General features: G+C 66.9%; 17 protein-coding genes. 14 read left to right on the top strand and 3 right to left on the bottom strand.

The features are described from left to right. Positions 1-2: 2 nt before the first annotated feature. Positions 3-491 (bottom strand): acetyl-CoA carboxylase biotin carboxyl carrier protein, encoded by a 489-nt coding sequence (accB, locus tag CDV49_RS03820; protein ID WP_088214253.1) that lies wholly within the window; start codon positions 489-491, stop codon positions 3-5. Between the two features lie 247 nt (positions 492-738). Here accB and CDV49_RS03825 point away from each other — a divergent pair, with 247 nt between their 5' ends. Then, positions 739-1,470: a VPLPA-CTERM sorting domain-containing protein gene (locus tag CDV49_RS03825; protein WP_088214254.1), complete on the top strand. Its 732-nt coding sequence runs from the start codon at positions 739-741 to the stop codon at positions 1,468-1,470. A 181-nt stretch (positions 1,471-1,651) separates the two neighbouring features. Here the strand turns inward: CDV49_RS03825 and CDV49_RS03830 are convergent, their stop codons facing one another. Next, positions 1,652-2,224, bottom strand: a complete 573-nt coding sequence (locus CDV49_RS03830; protein ID WP_088214255.1) for a suppressor of fused domain protein — start codon at positions 2,222-2,224, stop codon at positions 1,652-1,654. Continuing rightward, positions 2,221-2,850 carry a TetR family transcriptional regulator C-terminal domain-containing protein gene (locus CDV49_RS03835; protein WP_088214256.1) on the bottom strand — a complete coding sequence of 210 codons (630 nt, stop codon included), beginning with the start codon at positions 2,848-2,850 and terminating at the stop codon, positions 2,221-2,223. The genes CDV49_RS03830 and CDV49_RS03835 overlap by 4 nt, the downstream gene beginning before the upstream one ends. Before the next feature lie 155 nt (positions 2,851-3,005). On the opposite strand from CDV49_RS03835, the gene CDV49_RS03840 reads away from it, so the two are divergent. The 13 genes from CDV49_RS03840 (at position 3,006) to CDV49_RS03900 (ending at position 14,188) form a co-directional block, all read left to right on the top strand. Then, positions 3,006-4,256 carry a Zn-dependent hydrolase gene (locus CDV49_RS03840; protein WP_088214257.1) on the top strand — a complete coding sequence of 417 codons (1,251 nt, stop codon included), beginning with the start codon at positions 3,006-3,008 and terminating at the stop codon, positions 4,254-4,256. A 38-nt stretch (positions 4,257-4,294) separates the two neighbouring features. Beyond that, a complete protein-coding gene (locus CDV49_RS03845; protein WP_088214258.1) occupies positions 4,295-4,549 on the top strand; it encodes a hypothetical protein in 255 nt (84 codons plus the stop codon). Further along, positions 4,546-5,997 carry a dihydropyrimidinase gene (hydA, locus tag CDV49_RS03850; protein WP_088214259.1) on the top strand — a complete coding sequence of 484 codons (1,452 nt, stop codon included), beginning with the start codon at positions 4,546-4,548 and terminating at the stop codon, positions 5,995-5,997. The genes CDV49_RS03845 and hydA overlap by 4 nt, the downstream gene beginning before the upstream one ends. A 1-nt stretch (position 5,998) precedes the next feature. Then, positions 5,999-6,151 (top strand): hypothetical protein, encoded by a 153-nt coding sequence (locus CDV49_RS20410; RefSeq protein WP_179209113.1) that lies wholly within the window; start codon positions 5,999-6,001, stop codon positions 6,149-6,151. Continuing rightward, positions 6,148-6,846: an SDR family oxidoreductase gene (locus tag CDV49_RS03855; protein ID WP_088214260.1), complete on the top strand. Its 699-nt coding sequence runs from the start codon at positions 6,148-6,150 to the stop codon at positions 6,844-6,846. The genes CDV49_RS20410 and CDV49_RS03855 overlap by 4 nt, the downstream gene beginning before the upstream one ends. Before the next feature lie 190 nt (positions 6,847-7,036). Beyond that, entirely contained in the window at positions 7,037-7,825 is a 789-nt protein-coding gene (locus tag CDV49_RS03860) for an ABC transporter ATP-binding protein (RefSeq protein ID WP_088214261.1), read from the top strand. 452 nt (positions 7,826-8,277) lie between these two features. Beyond that, entirely contained in the window at positions 8,278-9,153 is an 876-nt protein-coding gene (locus CDV49_RS03870) for an ABC transporter permease (protein ID WP_088214367.1), read from the top strand. A gap of 142 nt (positions 9,154-9,295) precedes the next feature. Next, positions 9,296-10,096 carry an ABC transporter permease gene (locus CDV49_RS03875; protein ID WP_373447784.1) on the top strand — a complete coding sequence of 267 codons (801 nt, stop codon included), beginning with the start codon at positions 9,296-9,298 and terminating at the stop codon, positions 10,094-10,096. Between the two features lie 95 nt (positions 10,097-10,191). Then, positions 10,192-11,178 (top strand): ABC transporter substrate-binding protein, encoded by a 987-nt coding sequence (locus tag CDV49_RS03880; RefSeq protein ID WP_179209114.1) that lies wholly within the window; start codon positions 10,192-10,194, stop codon positions 11,176-11,178. A 3-nt stretch (positions 11,179-11,181) separates the two neighbouring features. Further along, complete coding sequence (locus tag CDV49_RS03885) at positions 11,182-11,934, top strand: metallophosphoesterase family protein (protein ID WP_088214264.1); 753 nt, start codon at positions 11,182-11,184, stop codon at positions 11,932-11,934. A gap of 235 nt (positions 11,935-12,169) precedes the next feature. Further along, positions 12,170-13,447, top strand: a complete 1,278-nt coding sequence (locus CDV49_RS03890) for a helix-turn-helix transcriptional regulator (RefSeq protein WP_088214265.1) — start codon at positions 12,170-12,172, stop codon at positions 13,445-13,447. Positions 13,448-13,552: 105 nt separating this feature from the next. Then, on the top strand, positions 13,553-13,921 hold the full coding sequence (locus CDV49_RS03895) for a response regulator transcription factor (RefSeq protein WP_088214266.1): 369 nt from the start codon (positions 13,553-13,555) through the stop codon (positions 13,919-13,921). Between the two features lie 3 nt (positions 13,922-13,924). Continuing rightward, complete coding sequence (locus tag CDV49_RS03900; protein ID WP_088214267.1) at positions 13,925-14,188, top strand: hypothetical protein; 264 nt, start codon at positions 13,925-13,927, stop codon at positions 14,186-14,188. Positions 14,189-14,230 lie beyond the last annotated feature (42 nt).

Below are 14,230 nucleotides of genomic sequence, written 5' to 3' on the forward strand. Positions count from 1 at the left end.
CCTCACTCGATGATCATGAGGGGCGCGCCGTATTCGACAGGGGTGCCGTCCTCGATGAGGATCCGCTTGACCGTCCCGGCCCGCGGCGCCGGAATATGGTTCATCGTCTTCATCGCCTCGATGATGAGGACGGTCTGCCCCTCGCGCACCTGCGCGCCGATCGTCACGAACGGCTGCGCGCCGGGTTCGGGCTGGAGATAGGCGGTGCCGACCATGGGGGAGGTCACGGCGCCCGGATGCTGGGCAGGATCCTCGACCGCGGCCGCTTGTGGGGCCGCCGGTGCGGCCGGTGCGACTGCGAGCGGGGCCGCGTACGCCGCCTGCGGCGCGGGCGCATAGGTCACCGTCGATTGGCGCGAGATGCGCACGTCGAGGCTGTCATCCTCGCCATAGTCGCGTTTCACGGCGATTTCCGCCAGGTCGCTCTTGTTCAGGATTTCTGCCAGCGCTTCGATGAACGCGACATCTGCCTCCCGCGTGGATTTCGTCATGCTCTTCCTCTTCGTGCGGCGATAGGACGTTCGGCCTTTGGACGCGCTTATATGCGACACGGCCCGCGGTTTAAAGCGGGCATCGTAGCGGCGCGAAAGCGCGCTCATGCACGCTTTCGGGGCAAAGGCCCGCAGCAATTTTATTGGCCTTTCGGTCAAAACATGGTTAATCTTCCAAAAGAAAGCGATTTTGCTTTCTGTTGGCTCAGAATTTTGGTCGAAGAGCCTATTTTATTGGGGGATTTTTATGAAGTTAGCTTTGATGGGCGCATGTGCGCTCGCCATGTCCACTCTCATGGCACAAGCCACGACCCTGACGGTTTATGACGGGGTCAAGGCGGGCAAGCAGAAGTTCGATGCAACGGTCGCGGCGGCGGATGGCGTGGTCAAGAACGATGTCCTCGACGATCTTCCCTATGCGTCGGACAGTATCGACAGGGGCGACTACACCATCACCAAGAATGATGGCGGCACGCTCTATTCCACCACTTACGGCACGCTCTCCGGTCAGGTGCTGGGCATCAGCCCGGCGGGAACGGGGCCGGGACTGGGGGCCTTCGGAAGCGGCATCACCTTCACCTTCAAGGACAAGGTCAACGCCTTCGGTTTCGAGGTGGGCGACTGGGCGACCTGCTGCTTCCTCCCGACGAACCTCTACATCTCGTTTGACGGCGGCGCTCCGATCCTTGTGGGAAGCGCACTGGACCCGTCCGAAGGACAGTTTCCGTCGCAGGATGGAAACGGCTCTATCGTCTATGAGATTTTCGTCGCGGCTTTTGACGATACCGGCAGCTTCGGAACCGTCTCCTTCTGGGGCGATGGCTTTGGCGAATATCTGGTCGCCGGAGGTCAGGTGAAGTACGCGCTGCTTGATGAAGGCAGCCTCCCGCCGCCCTCTGCGGTTCCGCTGCCCGCGGCGGGCCTCCTGCTCATGGGCGGGATCGCCGCAGCGGCCGGCCTGCGGCTTCGCCGCCGCTGAGGGAAGGGGCGTGGCCCACGGGCCGCGCCCTCCGGCAGGGCGCTGAAAAAGGTCTGAAGTGTCCGGCGCAGGCTCTGGAATCGGGAAAATCGACGGCGGACTGGACCAAGATCGCCAGATTTCCTCAGATTACGAACGGTTTCCACTCCAATGGAAATCTGAAGGCCCTTTTCAGCAGCCTTCAGACCACCGACTCGCGCTCGAAATCGAGTACGTCGGCTTCGGCTTGCTCCAGCAGATCCTCCAGCCGCTCTGCACCGTCCTGCAAGGCCAGGGCCCGCTCCGCCTCACTGATCGGGATGGCCTGCAGGAACAGCACCAGCCGTTCGGGCAGGCGAAGCGGCGCAGGCGGCGTGTTCCACAGAAAAGGCGCGGAGAGGAGGACATGGCGCAAATGCGGCGCGATGCCCGCGCGCCCCTTCAGCGCATCGGTCAGGATCATGTCAGGCACCAGCGCCTTGCCATGGTCGGCGACCTGCTGCGCGATATCGGCCAGAAGTCCCGCGCCTTCCTCACCTACGACGGAGGCGAGCACGATCTCCGCCCCGTGACCGGCGGTGGTGCCGTCATCCAGCCGCAGCGGAAGGGCAGAGAGGCCAAGCGTGGCGTGGCTCTCCACCCCCGGTTCGGGACTGTCCTCGACCGTCAGGAGGGCGGAGCCCCGCTCCCGGCGCAACCGCGCGGATTGTCCGAGGCTGTCGCGCAGATGCCGGACAAAGGCATCGCGGGGCACGTCATGGAGGGTATCGGTCATGGTTGCAGCAGCTTTCTGAACAGCAGGTCGAGATGGGCTTCCGCCGGGGGGAAGGGATCGCTTTCATGCGGGCCGAGCACCGCGCGCACCTGCACGTCGAAATCGGCGTAATGCTGCGTCTCTGCCCAGATGGAGAAGATCAGATGCTTGGGGTGGACCACGGCGATCCGCCCCTCTGAGGACCAGCGGGCGATGACCTGCGCCTTCTCCTCCACCAGTTCGGCCAGCGCCCCCGCAAGCACCCCGCCGATATGTGGAGCACCCTGCAGAACCTCATTGGCGAACAACCGGCTTTCGCGGGGGAACTGGCGGCTCATCTCCAGCTTGCGGCGGACATAGGCGAGGATCTCCTCCACCGGTTCCCCCGCCGGATCCAGCGCGCGGAGCGGGTCGAGCCAGCTTTCCAGCATTCTGCCGATCAGGGTGAGATAGATCGCCTCCTTCGACGGAAAGTAATAGAGGAGGTTCGGTTTCGACAGCCCCGCCGCCCCCGCGATGGCGTCGAGCGTGGTGCCCCGGAACCCCTGCTGGGAGAAGAGGTCGAGCGCGGCCTCAAGGATCGCGTCGGAATTCTTGCGCTGTATCCGCGTCTTGCGAGCGGGGCGGACCGTGCCCTCTGGCTTCATCGCGATCTCCTGTTGCCTTGATGATAGGCGTTTCTCCGGCTTTGCGCCAGAGAAGCGGCAACGGGCGCCGGGGCCGGGTTGACTGTCTTCCGGCCTTTGATAGCGTCCGCTGTGTGCTGCCGGACAGGCGCGCGGAAGAACAGGCAGGACGGACTATGACGGCAGCAGCCGGGAATCTGAAGGTCGATGGCGCGCGGCTGTGGACAAGTCTGATGGATATGGCGGAGATCGGGCCCGGCGTTGCGGGCGGCAACAACCGCCAGACGCTGACCGATGCGGATGGCGAGGGACGCGCGCTCTTTGCCCGCTGGTGTGAGGCTGCGGGACTGACGATGGGTGTCGATGCGATGGGCACGATGTTCGCGACCCGCCCCGGCACGGATGCGGAGGCGCTGCCGGTCTATGTCGGCTCCCATCTCGACACCCAGCCGACGGGCGGGCGGTTCGATGGTGTGCTGGGCGTGCTTGCCGGGCTGGAGGTGATCCGCACGCTGAACGATCTGGACATCCGCACGAAGCATCCGATCGTCGTCACCAACTGGTCGAATGAGGAAGGGGCGCGCTTTGCCCCCGCGATGCTGGCGTCCGGTGTCTTTGCCGGCGTGATCGGTCTTGAGCATGCCTACAGCCGCACCGATGCCGATGGCCTGACCTATGGCGCGGAGCTTGAGCGCATCGGCTGGAAGGGCGATGAGCAGGTCGGTGCGCGCCGCATGCACGCCTATTATGAGCTACATATCGAACAGGGTCCGATCCTTGAGGCGGAGGATGTCGATATCGGCGTCGTCACCCATTGTCAGGGCCTCTGGTGGCTGGAATTCACGTTGGAGGGGCGGGAGGCGCATACCGGCTCCACGCCCATGGCGATGCGGGTGAATGCGGGCCTCGCCTTCGGCCGCATTCTGGAGAGCGTGCAGCGGATCGCGATGGAGGAGCAACCCGGTGCGGTGGCCGGTGTCGGGCAGGCGCGGTTCTTCCCGAACTCCCGCAACGTCCTCCCCGGCAAGGTCGTTTTCACCGTGGATCTCCGCACGCCGGACGCCGAAAAGCTTGCCCGCATGCGCTACCGGATCGAGACGGAGGCTGCGGCGATCTGCGAGGGTCTGGGCGTCGGCTGCGCGGTGGAGGCGGTCGGCCATTTCGAGCCGGTGACATTCGACGAAACGCTGGTCGGCAATGTGCGCGAGGCGACGGAGGAACTGGGCTACAGCCACCGCAACATCGTCTCCGGCGCGGGTCACGATGCCTGCTGGGCCGCACAGGTCGCCCCTGCCACGATGATCTTCTGCCCCTGCAAGGATGGCGTGAGCCATAACGAGGCCGAGGAAATCACCCCGGAATGGGCGGAGAAGGGCACGAACGTGCTGCTCCACGCGGTCCTGAAAAGCGCGGAGGTTGTCGTTTGAGAACAGTCTGTGCCCGCACCAGGCGGAAGGCGAAGCCCATGAAGGGCCGCCTCGACCCGCTGCCGGGCTACAAATGCTTTCCGCCCGCTGGCAGGACGAACGGCGGCAGGAAGAACAGGGACGGCACCGCCGTGAAATTCCGGCTGATCGAGGATGCCGCAAACTGGCTGCGCGTGACGTCCGGCGGCGGCATCCGTGCTGCGCCGAACGGCGCCTCCGCAGGTCAGGGAAGTGCGATCCTGAACCGGGATCTGGCGATCGAACATGATGACGGAAGGAGGGAGTTCCCATGACCACCGTTATAAAGAACGGCACCGTCCTCACCGCCGATCTGAGCTACAGGGCCGATGTTCTGGTGGAGGGCGGGCGCATCGCCGCCATCGGGCCTGACCTGTCGGGCGACACCGTACTGGACGCCACGGGTTGCTATGTCGCGCCGGGCGGGATCGACCCGCATACGCATTTCGAGATGCCCTTCATGGGCACCTATTCCGCTGACGACTTCGACAGCGGCACCCGCGCGGCACTGGCTGGCGGTACGACGATGACGGTGGATTTCGTCCTGCCGGAGCCGGGGCAGTCGCTTCTCGACGCGCTGAAGATGTGGGACAACAAATCCGCGCGGGCGCATTGCGATTACTCCTTCCACATGGCGATCACGTGGTGGGATCAGCAGGTGTTCGAGGAGATGAAGGCCGTGACGGAACGCGGCATCAACTCCTTCAAGCATTTCATGGCCTACAAGGGCTCGCTCATGGTGAATGACGAGGAGATGTTCGCCTCCTTCCGCCGCTGCGCGGATCTGGGCGCCATCCCCTTCGTCCATGCCGAGAATGGCGATATCGTGGCCCAGATGCAGGCGCGCCTCATGGCCGACGGCAATACGGGCCCGGAGGCGCATGCCTACAGCCGCCCGACCGCCGTGGAAGGGGAGGCCGCCAACCGCGCCATCGTCATCGCCGACATGGCGGGGGTGCCGGTCTATATCGTCCACGTCTCCTGCGAGGAGGCGCATGAGGCCATCCGGCGCGCACGGATGCAGGGCAAGCGCGTCTGGGGCGAGCCGCTGGTGCAGCATCTGCTGCTGGACGAAGGCGAATATGCCAACCCGGACTGGAACCACGCCGCCCGGCGTGTGATGTCGCCGCCCTTCCGCAGCAAGGCGCATCAGGACGGGTTGTGGGCCGGGCTGGCCGCGGGGACATTGTCCTGCGTGGCGACCGATCACTGCGCCTTCACCACCGCGCAGAAGCGCACCGGGCTGGGCGATTTCACGAAGATCCCCAATGGCACCGGCGGGGTGGAGGATCGTCTCGCGCTGCTCTGGACCTATGGGGTGGAGCAGGGGCGGCTCACGCCCAGCGAATTCGTGGCTGTGACCTCCACGAATATCGCCAAGATCCTGAACATCTATCCCCGGAAGGGGGCGGTTCTGGTCGGTGCGGATGCCGATCTGGTGGTCATCGACCCGAAACGGGGCAAGACCATCAGTGCCGCCTCGCAGCAATCCGCTATCGACTACAACGTGTTCGAGGGGATGGAGGTGCGGGGCCTGCCGCGCTTCGTGCTTTCCCGCGGGCGCGTGATGGCGGAGGAGGGCGCGCTCCGTCCCGCGGAAGGACACGGCCGCTTCGTGGACCGTCCGCCCGCAGGGCCGGTCAGCCGCGCGCTCTCCACCTGGAAGGAACTGACCGAACCCCGCGCCGTCGCCCGCGGGCCCATCCCAGCAACCGGAGTATGACATGACACAACCCGCCCGCCGCCCGTCGCACCTGCCCTCCGCCTACATGAAATCCGCCTGGTGGATTTACCGCCACCCCGTCCGCTCAATGGCGATTGTCGCAGGCTCCATGGCGCTCGCCACGTTGCTTGGCGCGCGGCTCGGGGGGCGATGATGAAGGTCGCTCTCGTCACTGCGGGCGGATCGGGCATGGGTGCGGCGGCGGCCCGGCGTCTGGCCAAGGACGGCTTCGCGGTCGGCATCCTTTCTTCCTCAGGCAAGGGAGAGGCGCTTGCGGAGGAGCTGGGCGGCCTCGGCATCACTGGCTCAAACCAGTCGCAGCAGGATGTCGCGTGGCTCGTCGATGGCGCCATGGCGCGCTGGGGACGGGTCGATGTGCTGGTGAATTCCGCGGGACACGGGCCGCGGGCCGATATCCTCGACCTTACGGACGAGGACTGGCACCGGGGGATCGACACCTATTTTCTGAACGCGGTGCGCCCTACTCGGCTGGTCACGCCCATCATGGTGGCGCAGGGCGGTGGCGCGATCATCAACATCTCCACCTTCGCGGCCTTCGAACCCGACCCGGCGTTTCCGACCTCGGGCGTGGCGCGGGCGGGGCTGGCGGCCTTCACCAAGCTCTTCTCCGACCGCTATGCCCGCGACAATGTCAGGATGAACAACGTTCTGCCCGGCTTCATCGACAGCCTGCCGGAAAAGGAGGCGGCCCGGGCGCGGATCCCCATGGGTCGCTATGGCCATATGGAAGAGATCGCGGCGACCGTGGCCTTCCTTGCCTCTCCCGGGGGCGGCTACATCACCGGACAGAACATCCGCGTGGACGGCGGCATCACGAGGTCCGTATGAGCGGAACCGCTTGCCGGGCGTCGGAAAGTCCGCGGCATCGAGCCACGGCCTTTCCGGCTGCCGCGGAATATCCGGCGCGGCATGGCGCAAGACCGGACGGAGGAGCAGCGGCACAGGCGCCCAACCCGGTCCGAGTGGAAGCGGCGCTGCTCCGCGCGGCCACCGACGCCGTTCCGGCAGGTGAGCGGCCATGAGTGAACCGCGGCCCGTGATCGCCGCCAAGAGCCTCGGCCTGACCTTCACTACGGCGGATGGACCCGTCGTTGCGTTGAAGGATGTGAACCTCACCATCCGGCAGGGAGACTTCGTCTCCTTCATCGGTCCCTCCGGCTGCGGCAAGACCACCTTCCTGCGTGCTATCGCCGGGCTGGAGGAGCCGACTTCCGGCGAGCTGTCCGTCAACGGCATGACGCCGGATGCCGCGCGGCGGGCGCGCTCCTACGGCTATGTCTTTCAGGCGGCCGGGCTCTATCCGTGGCGGACCATCGCCGCCAATGTCCGCCTGCCGCTGGAGATCATGGGCCTTCCGCGCGCGGAGCAGCGGGAGCGTGTGGCGCGCGTCCTCGATATGGTGGAGCTTGGCGGCTTCGCGCGGAAATACCCCTGGCAGCTGTCGGGCGGCATGCAGCAGCGCGCCTCCATCGCCCGCGCGCTCGCCTTCGATGCGGATATCTTGTTGATGGACGAACCTTTCGGCGCGCTGGATGAGATCGTACGCGACCGTCTGAACGAGCAACTCCTGGCGCTCTGGGCCCGCACGGGCAAGACGGTGGGCTTCGTCACCCACTCGATCCCGGAGGCCGTATTTCTCTCCACCCACATCGTGGTCATGTCGCCGCGTCCCGGGCGGATCACGGATGTCATCGAAAGCCCGCTCCCGCGCGAACGGCCGCTCGACATCCGCGACAGCCGGGAGTTCATCGAGATCGCGCACCGTGTTCGTGAGGGGCTGCGGGCGGGGCATGGCGATGCCGTTTGAGGGTCCGTCGGACGGTCCCGCCGCTGCGTCGGTGCACCACAGGTCCAGAGGGCCGCTTTATCGGCGGGGGACGATAGCGATGCTTTTTGAGCGTCCGCGAGACCGTCCCGCCGCTCTATCGGTGGGCACCGCAGGTCCAGAGAGCCGGCTTCATCCGCGCGAAAAGATTGCGTTCGGAGGCCGGATGTTTTCCGAGGGTTCCGTCATGACCGGCAAGGTGGTTCTCATTAAGGCTTCCGCGGCCACCACGCCCTTCAGGAGGCAGGCTGTCCTCCGGGAGAGCGGGCCCGGTGCGGCCACCTCAACGGCTCCCCTTCCCGGCCGGCTAAAATCCTGCGGCGGGCAAGCCACTGCCGGGGCAAGCGAGGCGCGATTTCGGCACAGGAAGCATGCGGCAGACGATGGGCGGGAGCATGGCATCGGGCGGAGCGGCCTGCGGTACCGGCGGCATGATGACCGGGCGTAGCGCCTCCGTCCTGCCGGTCGCGGTGCTGGTCGCGCTGCTGATTGCCGTCTGGTATGTCGCGGCGGTCTGGATGAATGCCACCTGGACCTATGATCAGGCCGCGCGCGCGGGAACGACCCCGACGCTGGCGGAAGTGATCCGGGATACGATGGGGCAGGATCGCCCGAAACTTCCCGCTCCGCATCAGGTCGCCGCGGAGTTGTGGCGGACGGTGGCCGGGGTTGCGCCCACGTCCCGGCGCAGCCTACTCTATCACGCCTGGATCACGCTCTCCGCGACTTTGGCGGGCTTTGCCATCGGCACGGCGGCGGGGCTGCTGCTGGCGATCGGCATCGTTTACAGCCGCGCGATGGAGATGAGCGTCATGCCCTGGGCCATCGCGAGTCAGGCCATACCGATCCTCGCCATTGCACCGATGATCATCGTGGTGCTGAACTCGGTAGGGGTGTCGGGGCTGCTTCCGAAGGCGGTGATCGCGGCCTATCTGTCGTTCTTCCCGGTGGTGGTCGGCATGGCCAAGGGGCTGCGAAGCCCCGAGGCGTCGGATCTCGACCTCATGCGCACCTATTCAGCCAGCGGTTTCCAGACGTTCGTCAAACTCCGCCTCCCGGCCTCTCTCCCGTGGTTCTTCACGGCGCTGAAGGTAGCGGCGGCGGCGGCCCTCGTGGGCGCGATCGTCGGCGAAATGCCCACCGGCGCGGTGGCGGGGCTAGGCGCGCGGCTGCTCTCCGGCTCTTACTACGGACAGACGGTTCAGATCTGGGCTGCGCTCTTCATGGCAGCCCTGCTGGCGGCGCTCCTTGTGGCGGTGGTGAGTCTTGTTCAGCGCGTAGTGCTGGGGAACATGGGGCTTGCGAGGTGATCGGTGTCCTCACCGCTCGCATGCGGCAGCCGGAAAGGCCGGGGTTCGATGCCCCGGTCTTGCCGCGCCCCGGCATAGGGAGGGTGGGCGTGTGTCAGGCTGGCTGATCGGTGCGCTTCTTTTCTGGCTCGCAGCCTGGGCGGTGAACGTCGGTCTGGCGAACGGGCGCTTTGCCCGCCGCCGCTGGGTCAGGATCGTCGTGCCGCTCCTGTTCGGTGTGACGGTCCTTGTGCTGTGGGAGGGGGTGGTGCGCGGCCTCGGCGTGCCGGGAGCGATCCTGCCGCCGCCCTCCGCTATCGGGTTGGCGGTCTGGCAGAATGCGGCCCTGCTGCGGGAGGATTTCGTCCAGACTTTCCTCAAGGGCGCGCTGACCGGCTGGGTCATAGGCTCCGCGGTGGCGTTGCTGACTGCCGTCGCCATCGACCGCTCCCCCTTTCTTCAGCGTGGGCTGCTGCCGATCGGCAATTTCGTGGCGGCCCTTCCCGTCATCGGGATCGCCCCCATTCTTGTGATGTGGTTCGGGTTCGACTGGCAGTCCAAGGCCGCGGTCGTCGTGGTCATGGTGTTCTTCCCGGTGCTCGTGAATGCTATGGAGGGGCTTCGCGCCACGCAACCCATGCAGCGGGATCTGATGCGGACCTATGGCGCGCGCTATGGTCAGGCGCTGGCCAAACTGCGCGTTCCCGCGGCGATGCCCTTCATCTTCAACGGGTTGAAGATCGCGGCGACGCTGGCGCTCATCGGGGCCATCGTGGCTGAATTCTTCGGCTCGCCCACACGCGGCATGGGTTTCCGCATCTCCACTGAAGTGGGCCGCCTGCGTCTCGACATGGTCTGGGCGGAGATCGCGGTCGCGGCGGCGGCGGGCACAGCCTTCTATGGCCTCGTCGCTCTGGCCGAGCGCGCGGTGACCTTCTGGCACCCCGCCCAGCGCGGCGGCTGAGAGGGAGCCTGCGTCCCCGCTTCTCAACGAGGCGGGGAGGTGGCAAATCTGGAACGGGAAATCGCGGGAAACACCGCGGCAACAGGGAGTTCGACATGAAGAAGATGCTTTTTGCGGCGGCGCTGGCCACCACCGGCAGTGCGGGGGCCGCGATGGCCGCCGATGCGGTCACGCTGCAACTCAAATGGGTCACGCAGGCGCAGTTCGCGGGGTATTACGTGGCGCTGGACCAGGGTTTTTACGAGGCGGAGGGGCTGGACGTCACCATCCGCCCCGGCGGGCCGGACATCGCGCCGGTGCAGGTGCTGCTGGGAGGCGGGGCCGACGTGATGGTGGACTGGATGCCCTCCGCCCTCGCCGCGCGGGAGGGCGGGACGCCGGTCGTCAACATCGCCCAGCCCTACAAGACCTCCGGCATGATGCTGACCTGCCTGAAGGAAAGCGGCGTCGCGACGCCGAAGGATTTTCCCGGCCATACGCTCGGCGTCTGGTTCTTCGGCAACGAATACCCGTTCCTGAGCTGGATGGCGCATCTTGGCATCCCGACCGACGGTTCGCCGCAGGGGGTGACGGTGCTGAAGCAGGGCTTCAACGTCGATCCGCTTCTTCAGAAGCAGGCCGCCTGTATCTCCACCATGACCTACAACGAATACTGGCAGGTGATCGACGCCGGTATCACGCCGGAGCAGCTCGTGACCTTCAAGTATGAGGATCAGGGCGTTGCCACGCTGGAGGACGGGCTTTACGTGATGGAGGACAGGCTCTCCGACCCGGCGTTCGTGGAGAAGATGGCGAAATTCGTCCGCGCCTCCATGAAGGGCTGGAAATGGGCGGAGGAGAACCCCGAGGACGCCGCGATGATCGTGCTCGAATACGACGAAACCGGCGCCCAGACCGAGTCCCACCAGAAGCGCATGATGACCGAGGTGGCAAAGCTGACCGCCGGTTCCAACGGAGCGCTTGATCCCGCCGATTACGAGCGGACGGTCAAGACGCTGCTGGGCGGCGGTTCTGATCCCGTGATCTCGAAGGAGCCGGTGGGCGCCTGGACCCATGCGGTGACCGACAAGGCGTTGAACTGAGTCATGCGCCGTCTGGCCGCCATCGCAGACATCCACGGCAACAGCGCCGCGCTGGAGGCCGTGCTGGCCGATATCGCCGCGCTGGGCGTGGAGAAGGTGGTCAATCTCGGCGACTGCCTTTCCGGCCCGCTCGATCCCGTGGGGACAGCCCGGCGGCTCATGGCGCTCGACCTGCCGACCGTGCGGGGCAACCATGACCGCTGGCTGGCGGAGCGGCGGGCAGGGTCGAGCTGGGAGGATGTCACAGCGCCCCTCATCGATGAGGAGACGCGCGCCTGGCTCGGCGGTCTTCCGCCCTGCCGGGTGGCGGAGGGCGTGTTCCTTTGCCATGCCACGCCCGGCGACGACGTGACCTACTGGTTGCACCGTGTGGCGGGCGGGGGCGGGATGCGGCCCGCGACGCTGGAGGAGGCGGAGGCCTCCGCTCATGGGCTGACGGAGCGGTTGCTGCTTTGCGGGCACACGCACCTGCCCCGCGCGGTGCGGTTGTCGGACGGCCGGCTCGCGGTCAATCCCGGCAGCGTGGGATGTCCGGGCTACACCGACGACACGCCCCTGCCGCATCGGGTGGAAGCGGGGGTTCCCCATGCCTCCTACGCAGTGCTGGAGGAAGGGGCGCAGGGCTGGCATGTGAACTTCCGCCTCGTCCCCTATGACGCGGGGGAGATGATCGCCTGCGCGCGAAGACAGGGATTCGACGATTGGGTGAGCCTCCTCTCCACCGGCTTTCTTCCGCGGGATCAGGTGCTGGCGTGATGTGATCCACCTCACGCCCTCGATCACGGTTCCCGTTCTGCGGGAGCCGTGATCGAGGGGAGCACGCCGAGGGGAGCACGCCGAGGGGAGCACGCCGAGGGGAGCACGCCGAGGGGAGCACGCCGAGGGGAGCACGCCGAGGGGAGCACGCCGAGGGGAGCACGCCGGGGGGGTGCTTGCCTCCGCGGTGCCCGCCGCGCATCCTTGCGGCGGGGCAGCGTTTCGGGGGGACGGAATGGCGCGACGGTCATTGCTCGGCAGCCGCATCCGGGAGCGGCGGGGGCTCCTCGGGCTGCGACAGGCGGAGCTTGCGCGGGCAGCGGGGGTGTCTGCCTCCTATCTCAACCTCATCGAACACAATCGCCGCCGGGTGAGCGAGGATCTGCTGGACCGCATCGCCCATGCGCTCGGCACGGAGACGGCCGCGTTGAGCGAGGGGGGGGAGGCCCGCGTGATCGACGGCCTGCGACTGGCTGCTGCCGGAGGGGCGGAGAGCGGGACGGAAATCGACCGGCTGGAGGAATTCGCCGGACGCTTTCCCGGCTGGGCGGGCCTGCTCGCTTCTCAGGCGCGGCAGGTGCAGGGGTTGGAGCGGGCGGTGGAGACGCTGACTGACCGTCTCGCCCATGACCCTTACCTTTCCACCGCGCTCCATGAGGTGCTTTCCGCAATCACCTCCATCCGCACGACAGCGGAGATCCTTGCAGAGACGGAGGATATAGACCCGGCATGGCGCTCCCGGTTCCACGGCAACCTGCGCAGCGATTCAGAGCGGGTGGCCCATGCGGCGGAGGCACTGGTCGATTACCTCGACAGCGTGCCGGAGGAGCGGACGGGTCTCGCTTCGCCGCAGGAGGAGGTGGAGAACTGGCTGGAGGGGCGCGGCTATCGCTTTCCCTCGCTGGAAGGGGATGAAGATCCCGCGCGGCTTCTTGAGGCGCGGGATCTGACGGGGGTCTCCGCCTCCGCGCGGCTGCTGGCGGAGCGGCACCTTGCCCGCTACCGGGAGGATGCACGCCTCATGCCGGAACATCCGTTTCGGGCCCTATGGGCCGAAGCGCCCGACCCGACCCGCCTCGCGGCCCGGTTCGGTGTGCCGACGACCGCGGTTCTGCGGCGGGCAGGGGTGCTGCTTGAGACGGTCGGCTTCGTAATGTGCGATGCGTCCGGCACGCTGACCTTCCGCAGGCCGCTGCCGGATTTTCCGCTGCCGCGTTTCGGGGCGGGCTGCCCGCTATGGCCGATCTACCGTGCATTGTCGCGCCCCGGCGAACCCATCAGCGCGCGGGTGGAGATGGCGGGCCGGTCGCCACGGGTCTTCCGCGTATGGGCGGCGGCGGAGCGACGCTGGCCCGACGGTTTCGCGGCGGGAGAGGTGGTGGAGGCGGCGATGCTGCTTCTCCCGGACGAGGGGAGCGGCCCGCCGCTTCCGGTGGGGACCGGCTGCCGCATCTGCCCGCGCGCGTTCTGCATCGCGCGGCGAGAGCCGTCGATCCTGACGCAACTCACCTGACCCGTGATCTGCACCGGAATTTAGCCACGGGGGATTTTGACAGGCCCTCGCCCTTCCGCGATAGTCGCGAAAACGCAAGCCGCGACCGGGGGAGGGGCGCACGCCATGCGGAGAGACGTGCTTCTCATCGAGGACGAACCCCATATCGCCGAAGCGATCCGCTATATCCTCGCCCGCGACGGCTGGGAGGTCGCCGCCCATGCGGACGGGGCGAGCGCGATGACCGCGATCCTTGCGCGCAGCCCGCTCCTCGTCATCCTTGACGTGATGCTTCCCGGCCGCTCCGGCTTCGACATCCTGAAGGACATGCGTGACGATCCGGCGACGCGCGCCATCCCCGTTCTCATGCTCACCGCGCGTAGCCAGTTGAAGGACCGCGAGCTGGCGGAGCGGCTCGGGGCAAGCCGCTTCGTGGCCAAACCCTTTTCCAATGCCGACATGCTTGCCGCCGTACGCGATCTGGCGGGAGGATAGACCATGCGGGGCACACAGCAGCCGGTGTTTCTCGCCCGCCAGACCTACCGGATGCGGCGCGTGGTGGACGCGGCGCGCGTGCTGCCCGCGGTGGGCCTGATGCTGTTTCTGCTCCCGCTTCTGTGGGCAGAGCCATCTCTGGCGGCTGTCGGGCTTTACGTCTTTGCCGTGTGGTTGCTGCTGATTGTGGCCGCCCTCGCCATGTCCCGCCGCCTTGCACGGCTGACGGGGGGCGAGGGGGAGCCGCCCGAAGGCCCGGAGCCATGACGGCTGCCCTGCCATGCCGCAGGGGCCGGGCCGGGCCGCGAA

This window comes from Haematobacter genomosp. 1, assembly GCF_002196855.1.
Classification (GTDB): domain Bacteria; phylum Pseudomonadota; class Alphaproteobacteria; order Rhodobacterales; family Rhodobacteraceae; genus Haematobacter.